This is a genomic window from Bacillus sp. ok061, assembly GCF_900108285.1.
Lineage (GTDB): Bacteria > Bacillota > Bacilli > Bacillales > Bacillaceae_G > Bacillus_A > Bacillus_A thuringiensis_S.
In genome coordinates this window covers 1-14,525 of sequence record NZ_FNUW01000046.1, presented here as the reverse complement: position 1 = coordinate 14,525, position 14,525 = coordinate 1, and the positions used below count along the sequence as shown (strand labels likewise).

The following is a 14,525-nucleotide window of genomic DNA, read 5'->3' as shown; positions in this document are numbered from 1 at the left end:
TTATTAGCTCGTTAATTCGGGATAAAGGGGAGAAAGTGCTAACACATTTTAGTATAATTGTGTTAGCACTTTTTTTAAGGAGTAATACATGAAGAGAATGATCGGTATTATGACTATTATTTTGCTTACATATTATGCTTTGCATAGTACACCATTTTTGGCAGTTCGGACTGCGTTATTTTTTGAGGGACATCCAAGTGTTGCGTTTTCTGGCGGGGTGACGAAAGAAAAAGATGTGAAAAAAGAAGCGATTCCAGATGAGTACCAAACCTTATACAGTAAGGAAGAAGACTCAGAGCACTATTTCTTTCCGCATGTAAGAGCACATGGATCAGGAATTGATATGTTAAGTGCATGCGTGAAGAAAAAATGGTTGTTCTATAAAGCAGAGCTCGGGTGTTATTAAATATAGGAGGATGAATGATGTCAGCATATAACAAGTTAGTAAGAGATCGTGTTCCAGAGAAGATTTTAATGTCTGGAAAAACGTATACAGCACAAAAATTAACAGGTCAAGCATACATACAGGCTTTAGCGAAAATTGGAACGGAAGAAATTCGTGAATTTGCTTCTATGAAGGAACGCGAACATGCGCTAGATTCTCTTGCGGATGCACTAGAAGTAATCATTTCATTAGCACGTGCGGAAGGTGCATCAATTGAAGATGTGGAACGCCTTCGTAAGAAAAAAGAAGTAGAGCGCGGTGGATTTGAAAGAGGGATTTATTTATTAGATGTTTCAGAAGAATAGTTTTATAGGAAAAGCATAGCGTTAATGAGTAACGCTATGCTTTTTTGTTGCAATGAAGCTAATAATGAAGAAGATAGCTGTTAATATCCAGCCGATTGTAATAGAAGTAGTAGTATGAACGGCATAAGAAACTTGTAAACAAAATAATGATGCTAAAAACCAAATGAGTGCAATGTGTATATATTTTTTTGATATATTCATATTTCAGGACTCCTTTTGTATACTAAAAAGAATTTTACTACAATTTAGAAAATTAAGCTATATAAGTAGAGGTTTTCTGGTGAATTTTGTATACTGAATAGTAGAGAAAATGAGGAGGAAACGACAATGGCACATCATACGAAAGAAACGATGGAACTGATTAAGGGGCTTGTCTCTATTCCGAGTCCGTCTGGAAATACAGCAAAAATTATTAATTTTATTGAAAACTATGTAAGTGAGTGGAATGTAGAAACGAAACGTAACAATAAAGGCGCTCTTATTTTAACGGTAAAAGGGAAGAATGATGCGCAGCACCGCTTATTAACGGCACACGTTGATACGTTAGGTGCGATGGTGAAAGAAATTAAGCCTGACGGTCGCCTGAGTCTTTCTATGATTGGTGGATTTCGCTGGAACTCTGTAGAAGGAGAATATTGCGAAATTGAAACGTCAGGCGGCAAGACGTATACAGGGACGATTTTAATGCATCAAACATCTGTACATGTATATAAAGATGCAGGTGAAGCAAAACGCGATGAGAAAAATATTGAAGTTCGTATTGATGAGCGCGTATTTTCAGCTGATGAAGTACGCGAATTAGGAATTGAAGTAGGAGACTTCGTTTCATTTGATCCGCGCGTTCAAATTACAGAGAGTGGATACATAAAATCACGTCATTTAGATGACAAAGTAAGTGTTGCGATTTTATTAAAATTAATTAAAAGATTACAAGATGAAAACGTAACATTACCATATACGACGCATTTCTTAATTTCTAATAATGAAGAGATTGGATACGGTGGTAATTCTAACATTCCAGAAGAAACTGTTGAATACTTAGCAGTTGATATGGGAGCGTTAGGTGATGGACAAACATCTGATGAATATACAGTATCTATTTGTGCAAAAGACTCTAGCGGCCCGTACCATTACGCTTTACGTAAACATTTAGTAGAGCTTGCGAAAAAGAATCATATTGAATATAAAGTAGATATTTATCCGTACTACGGATCTGATGCATCAGCTGCGATTCACGCGGGATTTGACGTGAAACATGCGTTAATTGGAGCGGGTATTGATTCTTCTCACGCATTTGAACGTACACATGAAAGTTCTATTGCGCATACAGAAGCATTAGTGTATGCATATGTAATGTCTAATTTAATTGAAGAATAATTTCATAGATAATAGAGAGCTAATTAAAAATAATATTTTTAATCAGTTTTTTATTTGGCAAAGCGATTAGGAGACATGTCCTAATCGCTTTTTTATCCCGTAAAAGCCCGATTGGTGAGGGCTGATTAAAGTTTTATTTTATATACATTCATTATAAGTTATATATATGCGATTTTTGTTATACGGCCGGAAACGTATTTACTATAGATATATAATGTTATACACTATGAAAGAAATTAATTAATAGTTAATATTTTTTAGTTAGCTTGATTGAAAAAGTTGTATGAATATGAAGTTTTGAGAGGAGATTTATTTTTCATGAAGTACAAAGCAATAGCCGCAGGTTTATTAGCAGCAAATTTACTAGCACATCCAATTAGTAGTTTAGCAGAAACGAAGAAATTTCCTGATGTTTCAGATAGTGCGTGGTCGAAAGACGCAATTTATTATTTAGTAGAGAGAAATGTAATTAACGGTATGCCAGATGGTAACTTTATGCCATACGGAAATTTAACACGTGCCCAGGCAGCAAAGATTATCGCAACAGCAATTGGTGCTAAAGTAGATCCAAATGCAAAGCCGTCTTATAATGATGCAAAAAATAGTTGGGCAGCTTCATTTATTGCAGCCATGGAAAAAGAGAATATTATTAAAGGGCGAGAACCAGGAGTATTTGATCCTGAAGGAAAAGTAACTCGTGCTGAAATGGCAGCTATGCTTGTAAGAGCGTATAATTTGAAGAGCAAAGTAACAGGACCAGTTCCTACAAAATTCGCTGATTTAGAGAATCATTGGGGTAAAGAAGAAGTTAATATTTTAGTAGAATTAAAACTTTCTTTAGGTACAGAGAATGGCTGGAAACCGAATGATTCTATTACGCGTGAACAAGCAGCTCAGCTTACTGCGCAAACAGATAAATTTAGCAAGAATAGTGATCGTCCAGTAGAAACAAAGAAAATGTACATAGATAGAAAATTCATTACATATCACGCACCATCATTAAGTTCTGGGATTAGTGCAAATCAGCATAATCCACAAATGGTTGAAATTAAAGAAGAACGAGATGGATGGATCAAAATTGGAACAAGTAACGGTGATAAATGGACACCTCTAGTAGAGAAAACAGAAGTTATTAATGAAGGATTCACTACTTATGCAGAGGCTTCTTCTTCTTCAAAAGTAATGGGAACACATAACGCACAGCAAGTAACTGTTATTGAAGAGAACGGCAGCTGGATTCGTATCCGCATGGGCGCTGGTTTCCAATGGGTTAATAAAAATCAATTAAATCCAGTGAAGCAAGGTAACTTCTTAGAAGGAAAAGCGATTATCATTGATCCAGGTCATGGCGGAGTTGATTCAGGTAATCCAGGTTATTATGAGAAAGAAAGTGAAACTGTATTAGATGTATCACTACGATTACAGAAAATATTTGAGAAAAAGACACCATTTACTGTGTTATTCACTCGTACAGATGATACACGTCCAGGAACAAGTGCTTCTGATTCTTTAAAGAAACGTGTAGAATTTGCTCAAAAAAATAATGGGGATATCTTTGTAAGTATCCATGGTAATGGTACGGAAAGTAAAAATGGACAAGGTACAGAAACGTTCTACTATGAATCAGCGACAGCAAGAGGAACAAATCCTAACGTATCAGAAAGTCGTTTACTAGCAGAAAAAATTCAAGAGCGTCTTGTAGATGCACTGGGAACAAAAGATCGTGGTGTGAAAAAAGGCGATTTATACGTAATTAGAGAAAATACAATGCCAGCTGTATTAGCAGAATTAGCATTTGTAGATAATAAAAGTGATGCAGATAAAATAGCTACACCAGCGCAGAGACAAAGTGCAGCGGAAGCTATTTATCAAGGTATTTTAGATTACTATGAAGAAATGGGTAACAACGTGTCTTCTTTCCGTTAATAAATAAAAAGAGATTGCCATTGGCAGTCTCTTTTATTTATTAACGTTTCTCTTTATTTCCGGCATATGATATCATTTAATTTTATATATAAAAAAGTATTTGAGTAATTGTAATCATAATAATTTAAAACGATAGAGGATGATAATAGATTGAGTAATCATAGTAAAACACCTGCCTGTATATATACGTATGCATTTCGTGAGGAGGAGCTTGCTTTATGTTACTTGGAAATGCGCTCGTTCTTTGGAATGGAGTCCCACGTTAATATTTTAAAAAGTGATGTCAAAATTGACCCGAGTAGAAGTGCATTTATGAAAGAGCGAATTGAAGTTATGTATGAAGGGGACGACTTAGAAAGCATCTTGAAACAAGTGGAACAAATTGACTTGGCAGGAGCGACGTTCAAAGTCATCTTCGTTAAAATTAATGACCTTGTTGGAGAGAATAAAATTGAATATGGAGCAAGACGTCTTATTGAACGAGACCTTGGCATGCATATTGAAGGAGAAGCGGATGTTCGTAATCCAGAGCGTGTATTCGGGATTGTTCCTCTAGGAGGACGCTGGTACTTCGGGCACTATGTAGAAAGCGAACCAGTTTGGTATCATCACATAAAAAAACCGCATAGTTATTCGACATCTCTTAGCACACGTGTTGCGAGATCAGTTGCAAATATTGCTGTACCAAATCCAGAGGGAGTACGAGCAATTGACCCGTGCTGCGGTATTGGAACAGTAGTAGTAGAAGCACTTTCTATGGGGATTAACATCGTTGGTAGAGATATAAATCCACTTGTAGTTCTTGGAACGAGAAAAAATATCGCACATTTCGGATTTGAAGGAACAGTAACAAAAGGTCCAATCGAGGAAATTACTGAGAACTACGACGTTGCCATTATCGATATGCCGTACGACCTATTTACGCATGCCACACCAGAAGACCAGCTCTCTATTCTTTCAAGTGCGCGCCGCATTGCTAAAAAGGTAGTCGTTGTAACGATGGAGACAATGGACGACATGATCCATGAAGCAGGATTTGAAATTACAGATCGCTGTATTACAAGAAAAGGATCATTTACTAGACAAATTCTTGTTTGTGAATAAGAAAGGAAGGTCACCCGTTTGGGTGACCTTTTTAGTGTAGTTTGATGTGTGATTGATTGGCAGTTTGTAGGCGGAGATAAGTTGATATTGTGGTAGGAGTCTATTACTGTTCTTTTAATTTTTCTTGTTGTGCGATTAATAAATTGCGTAATATGTGTCCGCGGTAACTTTCTAGTTTTCGTCCTTCGTGATAGCGTACGCCTAATTTTTTTAGTTCAGCTACGTACCAGCCCTTTGTTCCGTAATACATGGGATCACTTCCTTTTGTTTTTGAACAGTATATGTTGGGGGGGCGAAGTAACTTTACATTGAAAATAATAATGATAAAAGGAATTCTGCATGTGTGTACGAGCGGAATTGCAAAGTTATCGAGGTGTTTTATAACGTAACATCCACACCATGTATAAAAAAGTAGACAGTTGTATATGAATTTGTTGAAAAAAGAATACACATTGCTGAGGGGATTTGAAAAAAGTAATGCTATACGATTTGGCATGGTACTTGCGTTGGAAATAGTATCAACGTATAGGGGAGAGATAGAAATGAAGGTTACTAAAATATATACAACCATTGATGCACACGTAGCTGGGGAGCCGCTTCGAATTATTACGGGCGGAGTGCCAGAAATAAAAGGGGAAACGCAGCTGGAAAGACGCGCATACTGTATGGAACATTTGGATTACCTTCGTGAAGTTCTGATGTATGAACCGAGAGGGCATCACGGAATGTATGGTTGTATCATTACACCGCCAGCAAGTACTCACGCTGATTTTGGTGTTTTATTTATGCACAATGAAGGCTGGAGTACGATGTGTGGTCACGGCATTATCGCTGTTATTACAGTTGGAATTGAAACAGGTATGTTTGAAGTGACAGGTGAGAAACAAAAGTTCATTATCGACAGCCCTGCCGGAGAAGTGATTGCGTATGCAAAATATAATGGGAGCGAAGTAGAGTCCGTATCATTTGAAAATGTTCCTTCATTTGTATACAAAAAAGACGTTCCTATTAAAATAGATGACTATGAATTTCAAGTAGATATCGCGTTTGGCGGAGCTTTTTATGCGGTAGTAGGCTGTAAAGAATTTGGCTTGAAAGTCGATTTCAAAGACTTATCTGCTATTCAAGCGTGGGGCGGTAAAATTAAGCACTACATCGAGAGCAAAATGGAAGTGAAGCATCCACTTGAAGAAGGATTAAAAGGGATATACGGCGTTATTTTCTCAGATGAACCGAAAGGGGAAGACGCAACTTTACGAAATGTAACAATCTTTGCTGATGGGCAAGTAGATCGTTCTCCTTGCGGTACAGGAACTTCCGCAAGAATCGCAACTCTTTTTGAAAAAGATGCTTTACAAAAGGGAGAAATTTTCGTCCATGAATGCATTACTGACGGGAAATTCGAGGGGGAAGTATTGTCGGTAACCGCAGTAGATACATATGAAGCTGTCGTTCCAAAAGTAACGGGGAATGCCTTTATTACAGGATTTCATCAGTTCGTTGTAGACCCGAGAGATGATTTGAATCGAGGATTTTTGTTAGGATAGGAGGAGGGGGTGGAAAGATATGCTAGTCATAAGCGCGAACGAACAAAGAAACTTAGTAAATATGAATGAAGTTATTGAATACGCGGCGCTTGCTTTAAAAGAATTTTCCGCAGAAAGAACGATTACACCAATAAGGGGCTCATTACCATTTGCGAACGAGCGAAATACGGCATTAATTATGCCTTCAGTAGCGGAAGGGCTTGAGGCACTTGGAGTGAAAATAGTAACGGTAGTCCCGCAAAACAAACAGGTAGGAAAGAAAACGATCAACGGGATTGTGATGCTATCAGACTTTCAAACGGGAGAACCGCTCGCACTTCTAGAAGGATCGTACTTAACGATGATCCGAACAGGCGCCTTATCAGGAGTAGCGACAAAATATTTAGCTCGTCATAACGCAAAAACTTTATGCATTATCGGCACGGGTGAACAAGCGAAAGGAATTGCCGAAGCAATATTTGCGGTTAGAGATATCGAAAAAGTCATCTTATACAATCGCACAGAAGAAAAGGCGTATGCATTTGCGGAGTATATACAAGAGAGATTCAACAAACCTGCATATGTTCACACCAATGCGAATGAAGCAATAAGCGAAGCAGACATCATCGTCACAACTACGAATGCATCCACACCAGTCTTCTCAGAAACACTACAAAAAGGCGTCCACGTAAACGCCGTCGGCTCATTCAGACCGAGCATGCAAGAACTACCCTTACATGCCATAGCTAAAGCAAACAAAGTAGTAGTTGAATCAAAAGAAGCAGCACTAGACGAAACAGGAGACCTTCAAGTTCCGATAAAAGAAGGTCTATTCAAAGCAAACGCCATTCACGCTGAACTTGGTCAAATTATAAGTGGAGAAAAATCTGGACGCGAAAATGATGAAGAGATTACTATTTTCAAATCAGTTGGTTTGGCGGTAGTGGATATTATCGTTGCGAAGTATTTGTATGAGAAAGCGGTGGAGCAAGGAGTAGGGAATAAGATTGAGTTTTGAGACTACCTTTTGGTGGTCTTTTTATTTTATCATCCTTATAAATATATTTTATGGCAAGAATGAATTAATAAATTTCAAACTTTCCACATTTACGAAAAAGTTTGACTTTACATACAGGTAGTGGTAATTTAAAACTTATAAGAAAACTCGGGATTAATTCCGAGTTTTCTTATGGGTATAAACAGTTCGAGGGGGCCGAAAGATGAAACAGAAGTTATTTGCATTACCATTTGTTCTAATACTACTTATTGCATTAGCGGCTTGTTCTGGGGAAAAAGATTCTTCGAAGCAAGCGGGTACTAGTAAATCAGGGACTCCGAAAGATGGAGGAACGTTAACGATTGGTGTTAGCGATAATCCAGATACGATGAATCCGCTTTATGCGAATGATCGTGTGTCATTAACTGTGCAGCAAGCTTTATATGCGCCGCTATATCATATGGAAGACGGTAAGAAAAAGTTTGTTCTTGCTGAGAGCTTTACGTCTTCAGAAGATCAATTAACGTGGACATTGAAACTAAAAGATAATTTAAAATGGCATGATGGTAAGAAAATTACATCAGACGATATAGCATTTACATTCCAATCTATTTTAGATGAGAAGCAAAATAGCTCAAGTCGTGAAAACTTTATTTTTAAAGGAAAGCCGCTTGAGGTGAAAAAGGTAGATGAGTTAACAACTCAATTCGTTTTACCACAAGTAAGCGCATCTTTCGAAGGTGTGATGAATGATTTCTTCCCAATTCCGAAACATGTATTTGAAGGGGAAGCAGATTTAGCGAAGAGTAAGAAAAACTTACAGCCTGTAGGATCAGGGCCGTTTAAGTTTAAAGAGTATAAATCAGATGAGTATGTTGCATTAGATCGATTTGATGATTATGTAGATGGGAAAGCTAAGTTAGACTCTATCGTATACCGCGTTGTAAAAGACCGTAATACAGCAAATGTTTCACTGCAAAATGGTCAAATCAACATGAAGATGATTGAGCCGCAAGACTTTAAGAAATTGGATAGCACTGGGAACTTCTCAATGGTGACATTCCCTGAAGGTAGATTATTCTACTTATCTTATAACATGAATACAGATTTGATGAAGAACAAAGAAGTGCGCCAAGCAATTGCGCATGCGTTAGATAAGAAAGAAATGATTAACTCAGCATTCGTTTCAGGTAAATTTGCAGAACCAGCAAATTCAATCTTAACGCCAGACGCTATGTATTATGCGAAAGATATTAAAGACTATAAGTATGATAAAAAAGAAGCGAAAGATTTATTAGCAAAAGCTGGCGTAAAAGATAAAGAAAAAGTACGTGTGATGTATGTAACGAATAATAAAATTATGGAAAGCTTAGCGTTATATACACAACAAAAATTAAAAGAAGTTGGCTTAGAAGTTGAACTAAATGCATTAGATGCTAGTGCGGCAAGCGAAAAAGGCTTAGATAAAGAAAATAAAGAATATGACATTACGTTTGGTGGTTACATAATGGGACCTGAGCCAGATTCATATAAGAGCTTATTCTTAAGTAATGCTGAATACAATTATGCACGATATAAAAACGCTGATTTCGATAAGTTATGGGAAGAGGCTGCAGTTGAAACAGATAAAACAAAACGTGCAGAGCTATACCATAAAATTCAAGAGACAGCTAGAGAAGACGTACCTTATCTACCAATTGCATATCCGAAAGCAGTTATTGCAGTAGATAAAAAGTTTGATGGATTAAAAGAAGCGAAAGCAATTCCTGTCACAATGTTTGAAGATCTATCTAAAATTTATGAAGTGAAATAAGAAACAATAAAGAAGCTGGTGGAAATCAGCTTCTTTATCCCGCTTTAACGGGCAGTAAGGCTCCCACCTCAAAATTTGACGAATGCGAGGAAGTAGATGGGAGATCAACTGCCCGTAAAAGCCCGATTGGTTCAACTAATAATAAGTGGGGGATGGACACCCCCCACTTATTAAAGTTTCACTTTAGCTTGAGGGGGGAAGTTTGTGTATAAAGTAATTGCGAAGAGGCTTTTAAATGCAATTCCGCTTTTATTTGTTATTTCTATTATTTCTTTTTTATTAATAAAGCTAGCGCCGGGCGATCCTGTTCGAAACTTTGTAACGCCAAATATGAGTCCAATTGATGTGGAGCGTATTCGCAAAAGTTTAGGACTAGATCAACCAATTTACGTGCAGTATTTTTTATGGTTAAAAAACATTTTAACAGGGAACTTTGGTTACTCACTTCAAAATCATCGTCCTGTTTTAGATCTTATCGCAGAAAGATTACCCGCAACAATTGGGTTAATGGGATCATCTTTACTCGTTTCATTCGTAATCGCAATACCACTTGGACTATTTACAGGTGTGAAAAAGAATTCGTTCTTTGACCGCATTGTAAACTTTATTTCATACGTTGGTATTTCTATGCCGGTTTTCTGGTTTGCACTACTATTAGTCTACTTATTCTCTTTAAAATTGAACCTTCTTCCGAGTATGGGTATGCGTACAGTCGGTCAAGATTCTGTTTGGGATATTGTCCAGCACGGCATTTTACCTTGCATGGTGCTAGCGTTCCAAAACGTATCTGTTTATATGAGATATATTCGTTCAAGTACGATTCAGCAATTAGAAGAAGAATATGTACAAATTCAATATGCGTACGGAGCTTCAAAGAAAACGGTTTTATTTAATCACGTACTTCGAAATGTACTAATACCAATCATTACAATTTTCGGATTATCGATTCCAAGTTTAGTAGGCGGAGCATTTATTACGGAAACAGTATTTTCATGGCCGGGTCTTGGTTCACTTGGGGTAAATGCTATTTTTAGATTTGATTATCCCATTATCATGGCAATTACATTATTATCATCATTCATGTTAATTCTCGGTAACTTAATTGCTGATATTTTATATGGCGTAGTAGATCCGCGCATTCGAATGAGGGGGTGATTTGGAATGAATAATAGGAGATTTCAAACGATAAAAAGTAGTTTTACGAAAAATAAGTTTGTACTAATGGGAGTGATTATACTTGCGGTTTTAACGGTCGCATCAATTTTCGCATTTGTATCGCCGTACGATCCTAGCAAAATGTCAATTCCAGATCGCTTACAAGAACCAAGTATGAGTCATCCTTTCGGAACGGATGATTACGGAAGGGATTACTTAACGAGAGCGTTATATGGCGGACGAGTTTCACTTGCGGTCGGTTTCCTTGCGATGGTTGTTTCCATTACAATCGGTACTGCAGTTGGAACAATTAGCGGATATTTTGGCGGAAAGCTAGACAACTTTTTAATGAGAGTTGTTGAAGTGCTTATGTCAATTCCATCATTCTTTTTAATGCTACTATTAAATGCTTATTTAAAACCAGGAATTACGACGTTAGTTCTTATTATCGGATTACTAACATGGATGGACACCGCCCGCATTGTAAGGGCAGAAACGTTATCTGTAAAAGAGCGTGAGTACGTTTTATATGCAAAAGTATCAGGACAAAAATCACTTATGATTATTGTAAGACATATCATTCCGAACATTTTATCAACCATTATTATCGCTGCGACATTAACAATTGCGACATCGATTTTAATGGAATCATCACTTAGTTTCCTAGGCTTAGGTATTAGAGAACCAGATTCTTCTTGGGGCAGCATGCTAAACAATGCGCAAGGATATATAGGTGAAGCTTGGTATTTAACACTCTTCCCAGGATTCCTTATCCTTTTAACGGTACTTAGTTTTAACGTAATTGGTGAAGCATTGAAGAAAGCTTTCGCACCAAAAGGAGCCGGACATGAAAACTAAAGTGTTAAGTGAAAGGAGTGAGAAGTGTGTCTGAAAAACTACTAGAAGTGAAAAATTTAAAGACTTCTTTTTTCATAGAAAGTGGCGAAGTTGAAGCGGTTCGCGGCGTTACATTTCGCTTAAATAAAGGAGAAGTAGTCGGTATCGTTGGGGAATCTGGAAGCGGAAAGAGTGTAATGGCGAAGTCCGTTATGTCTCTCGTTACGTCGCCAGGAAAAGTGAAAGAAGGGGAAATCCTTTTTCATAATGAAAACATACTTTCTAAATCTGAAAAAGAATTACGTTCTATTAGAGGAAATCAAATTTCACTTATCTCTCAAGACCCAATGTCAGCGCTAAATCCAGTCGTAAAAATTGGGAAACAAATGACGGAAGTAATAATACGTCATCAAAAAGTGAAAAAGAAAGAAGCAGAGCAGATCGCGATCAACTTGTTAAAACAAGTCGGCCTTTCGTCACCAGAAGAAAGGGTAAAACAATATCCGCATGAACTAAGCGGTGGTATGAAGCAGCGGGTTATGATCGCAATGGCGATGTCTTGTAATCCAGACCTTCTCATTGCTGACGAACCGACGACTGCACTTGATGTAACAATACAGGCGCAAATACTAGATTTAATGAAAAACTTAAAGAACGAAACGAACATGGCGTTACTTCTTATTACGCATGACTTAGGAATTGTTGCGCAAAACTGTACGCGCGTCATCGTTATGTACGGCGGACTTATTATGGAAGAAGGGCCTGTATTTGATATTTTTCAATCGCCGAATCATCCATATACGAAAGGGTTATTAAACTCTCTGCCAAAAATAGCGAACGGCGTAAAAGAAAGACTTGCTCCCATTCAAGGTGTAACGCCAAACTTATTAAACCCGCCACAAGGTTGCCCATTCGCAGAGCGTTGCCCGCATACGATGGACATTTGTGAAAAAGAACGTCCGCCATATTTTGAAATCGGAAACGAAAGACGTTCTATGTGCTGGTTAAACGATAGGGCGGTAGGTGATTTCCATGCATGAAGAAAACTTAATTGAAGTTCGGAACTTAAAAAAGTATTTTCCTATTAAAAAAGGACTATTCGGCAGAAAAACAGAGCAATTAAAAGCAGTCGATGACCTTAGCTTCACCATTAAAAAAGGTGAAACATTCGGACTAGTAGGAGAATCTGGATGCGGAAAATCAACGACAGGAAGAAGCATCATTCGTTTACACGATGTCACTTCAGGTAACGTTTTATTTGACGGAAAAGACATCGCAAGTTTAAAGGAAAGTGAACTAAAAGAATATCGAAAAAGAATGCAAATCATTTTCCAAGATCCATACGCATCATTAAACCCGGCAATGAATGTATTTCAAATTATTAGCGAACCGATGAACATTCACGGATCTTACGAAAAAGAAGAACAAAAAGAAATCATTTTAGACCTTCTGAAAAAGGTAGGATTAAAAGAAGAACACTTATATCGCTACCCGCACGAATTTAGTGGAGGCCAGCGCCAGCGCATTAGCATCGCGCGTGCACTATCTGTAAAACCAGACTTTATCCTATGTGACGAACCAATCTCAGCACTCGATGTCTCAGTCCAAGCACAAGTCGTAAACATGCTGCAAGACATCCAAGAAGAAACAGGCGTCACATACTTATTCATCGCGCATGACCTATCGATGGTAAGGCACATATCAGACCGAATCGGAGTCATGTACTTAGGAAACATAGTAGAAATTGCCGATAGTGAAGACCTATACGCAAAACCGGCACATCCATACACACAAGCACTACTCTCATCTATGCCAGAACCAGATCCAACAAACATTGGCAAAGAACGGATCATTCTAGAGGGAGAAGTACCGAGCCCACTAAACTCACCATCCGGCTGCAAATTCAGAACGCGCTGCAAATTCGCTACTGAAAAATGCGCGCAGGAAGTACCAAAGATGGTTGAGATTGCGAAGGGGCATCAGGTGGCTTGTCATTTGTTTTAGATTTGAGGAAAAGCATTGGGGGGACCTGGTGCTTTTTTTCTTTGTAGGTGAACGTGATGTGGGATTGGTTGTTAGTTTAGGAGATAACGCGCTCGAAATTTGTCGGTAAATCGATATGTTGTGTCGAAACGTTGATATATTCGGAGTTACGATCGATATAATCGAATAATCGTTGATATATTTTTTTAAAGAGTGGGATTGGTTGTAGATTAATGTAGAAATTTAATGTTTTCGAAAAAAAGAATTGACTTCTATATTAGTTGTAACTAAAATAGTTACATAAAGATGTAATCAATTTAGTTACAACTAATATCTGCTAAAAATATGATTTATATATTTAATTAAGGATGGTGGTCCATACGTTGCCGCCCGGTGTAGAAAGTTACTAACACATTCAAATCAATGCATATTCTAAGCTTTAGTATTTTCTGTTACGGGGCAATAAGGTGCAACGTTATCTTTTGTTAAAAACCTTGGTGGATCTTTCTTTGGAAATATTAGTTTTGGGGAAATATAGTAAGGTATCTAAAAAAGAACAAGGTATAAAAAGATGTACTTATATAAATCAAAAATTTAGTTGAGCTGGATAATAAAAAAAGGTAGGAGATTTAAATGGAGACGAAACAAGATAACCTTATTTACGTATGGGATGCATATTGTGGATGGTGCTATGGTTTTTCAGAAAGTATTAAAGGATTTTACAAAAACCACACTGAAGTGCCATTAACGGTTTTATGTGGAGGGTTATTTTTAGATAATTTACCAATGAAAAACTTCTCATATATAGAAGAAGGAAATAAAAGAATTAATCAACTTACAGGTGCTGAATTTGGTCCTTCATATCAAAAATTGGTGGAGGAAGGGACTTTTAAAATGAATTCGAAAGATGCTGCAATTGGTTTTTCAGCTTTACGCTCATTAGCGCCAGACCGTTTATTAGAATTCACTTCGGCTATGCAAAAAGCGTTTTATTATGAGGGCCAAAGTCTGAGTGATCCTGAAACATATCGCAAAATTGCAATCGAGCATGGTTTGG

General features: G+C 37.5%; 15 protein-coding genes. 13 read left to right on the top strand and 2 right to left on the bottom strand.

Annotated features, from left to right (window positions below; genetic code table 11):
- Positions 1-88: 88 nt before the first annotated feature.
- Positions 89-406, top strand: coding sequence for a hypothetical protein (locus C4S65_RS31770; protein ID WP_098838755.1), 318 nt, complete (start codon positions 89-91; stop codon positions 404-406).
- Positions 407-423: 17 nt separating this feature from the next.
- Positions 424-750 carry a nucleoside triphosphate pyrophosphohydrolase gene (locus C4S65_RS31765; protein ID WP_001277348.1) on the top strand — a complete coding sequence of 109 codons (327 nt, stop codon included), beginning with the start codon at positions 424-426 and terminating at the stop codon, positions 748-750.
- A 21-nt stretch (positions 751-771) separates the two neighbouring features.
- Here C4S65_RS31765 and C4S65_RS31760 read toward each other — a convergent pair whose 3' ends face one another.
- Positions 772-951 (bottom strand): hypothetical protein, encoded by a 180-nt coding sequence (locus C4S65_RS31760; protein WP_001027087.1) that lies wholly within the window; start codon positions 949-951, stop codon positions 772-774.
- A 126-nt stretch (positions 952-1,077) separates the two neighbouring features.
- Between C4S65_RS31760 and C4S65_RS31755 the strand changes: the two genes are divergently transcribed.
- From C4S65_RS31755 to C4S65_RS31745, 3 genes are all read left to right on the top strand, one after another.
- The gene (locus C4S65_RS31755; RefSeq protein ID WP_098838754.1) at positions 1,078-2,127 is read left to right on the top strand and encodes a M42 family metallopeptidase; all 1,050 of its coding nucleotides are present in this window, start codon (positions 1,078-1,080) and stop codon (positions 2,125-2,127) included.
- Positions 2,128-2,445: 318 nt separating this feature from the next.
- Positions 2,446-4,053 carry an N-acetylmuramoyl-L-alanine amidase gene (locus C4S65_RS31750; protein ID WP_000875339.1) on the top strand — a complete coding sequence of 536 codons (1,608 nt, stop codon included), beginning with the start codon at positions 2,446-2,448 and terminating at the stop codon, positions 4,051-4,053.
- 150 nt (positions 4,054-4,203) lie between these two features.
- Positions 4,204-5,157, top strand: coding sequence for a methyltransferase domain-containing protein (locus C4S65_RS31745; RefSeq protein ID WP_103945803.1), 954 nt, complete (start codon positions 4,204-4,206; stop codon positions 5,155-5,157).
- Positions 5,158-5,260: 103 nt separating this feature from the next.
- Here C4S65_RS31745 and C4S65_RS31740 read toward each other — a convergent pair whose 3' ends face one another.
- Positions 5,261-5,482 carry a YflJ family protein gene (locus tag C4S65_RS31740; RefSeq protein WP_258043903.1) on the bottom strand — a complete coding sequence of 74 codons (222 nt, stop codon included), beginning with the start codon at positions 5,480-5,482 and terminating at the stop codon, positions 5,261-5,263.
- 217 nt (positions 5,483-5,699) lie between these two features.
- On the opposite strand from C4S65_RS31740, the gene C4S65_RS31735 reads away from it, so the two are divergent.
- The 8 genes from C4S65_RS31735 to C4S65_RS31695 form a co-directional block, all read left to right on the top strand.
- The gene (locus C4S65_RS31735; protein ID WP_000869128.1) at positions 5,700-6,704 is read left to right on the top strand and encodes a proline racemase family protein; all 1,005 of its coding nucleotides are present in this window, start codon (positions 5,700-5,702) and stop codon (positions 6,702-6,704) included.
- A 19-nt stretch (positions 6,705-6,723) separates the two neighbouring features.
- Positions 6,724-7,701, top strand: coding sequence for an ornithine cyclodeaminase family protein (locus C4S65_RS31730; RefSeq protein ID WP_103945802.1), 978 nt, complete (start codon positions 6,724-6,726; stop codon positions 7,699-7,701).
- Between the two features lie 202 nt (positions 7,702-7,903).
- Complete coding sequence (locus C4S65_RS31725; protein WP_098838752.1) at positions 7,904-9,493, top strand: ABC transporter substrate-binding protein; 1,590 nt, start codon at positions 7,904-7,906, stop codon at positions 9,491-9,493.
- A 204-nt stretch (positions 9,494-9,697) separates the two neighbouring features.
- Entirely contained in the window at positions 9,698-10,648 is a 951-nt protein-coding gene (locus tag C4S65_RS31715; RefSeq protein WP_061667401.1) for an ABC transporter permease, read from the top strand.
- A gap of 6 nt (positions 10,649-10,654) precedes the next feature.
- Positions 10,655-11,506 carry an ABC transporter permease gene (locus C4S65_RS31710; protein ID WP_001065310.1) on the top strand — a complete coding sequence of 284 codons (852 nt, stop codon included), beginning with the start codon at positions 10,655-10,657 and terminating at the stop codon, positions 11,504-11,506.
- Positions 11,507-11,532: 26 nt separating this feature from the next.
- On the top strand, positions 11,533-12,525 hold the full coding sequence (locus tag C4S65_RS31705) for an ABC transporter ATP-binding protein (protein WP_061667400.1): 993 nt from the start codon (positions 11,533-11,535) through the stop codon (positions 12,523-12,525).
- A complete protein-coding gene (locus tag C4S65_RS31700) occupies positions 12,518-13,489 on the top strand; it encodes an ABC transporter ATP-binding protein (protein WP_141551124.1) in 972 nt (323 codons plus the stop codon). Before C4S65_RS31705 ends, C4S65_RS31700 begins: the two co-directional genes overlap by 8 nt.
- A 612-nt stretch (positions 13,490-14,101) precedes the next feature.
- The coding region (locus tag C4S65_RS31695) for a DsbA family protein (RefSeq protein ID WP_103945801.1) at positions 14,102-14,525 on the top strand (424 nt) is incomplete at its 3' end.

Excerpts from the sequence above, each read along its gene's own strand:
- C4S65_RS31770 (WP_098838755.1), top strand. The coding sequence starts at position 89 with ATGAAGAGAATGATCGGTATTATGACTATTATTTTGCTTACATATTAT.
- C4S65_RS31765 (WP_001277348.1), top strand. The coding sequence starts at position 424 with ATGTCAGCATATAACAAGTTAGTAAGAGATCGTGTTCCAGAGAAGATT.
- C4S65_RS31760 (WP_001027087.1), bottom strand. The coding sequence starts at position 951 with ATGAATATATCAAAAAAATATATACACATTGCACTCATTTGGTTTTTA.
- C4S65_RS31755 (WP_098838754.1), top strand. The coding sequence starts at position 1,078 with ATGGCACATCATACGAAAGAAACGATGGAACTGATTAAGGGGCTTGTC.
- C4S65_RS31750 (WP_000875339.1), top strand. The coding sequence starts at position 2,446 with ATGAAGTACAAAGCAATAGCCGCAGGTTTATTAGCAGCAAATTTACTA.
- C4S65_RS31735 (WP_000869128.1), top strand. The coding sequence starts at position 5,700 with ATGAAGGTTACTAAAATATATACAACCATTGATGCACACGTAGCTGGG.
- C4S65_RS31730 (WP_103945802.1), top strand. The coding sequence starts at position 6,724 with ATGCTAGTCATAAGCGCGAACGAACAAAGAAACTTAGTAAATATGAAT.
- C4S65_RS31725 (WP_098838752.1), top strand. The coding sequence starts at position 7,904 with ATGAAACAGAAGTTATTTGCATTACCATTTGTTCTAATACTACTTATT.
- C4S65_RS31710 (WP_001065310.1), top strand. The coding sequence starts at position 10,655 with ATGAATAATAGGAGATTTCAAACGATAAAAAGTAGTTTTACGAAAAAT.
- C4S65_RS31700 (WP_141551124.1), top strand. The coding sequence starts at position 12,518 with ATGCATGAAGAAAACTTAATTGAAGTTCGGAACTTAAAAAAGTATTTT.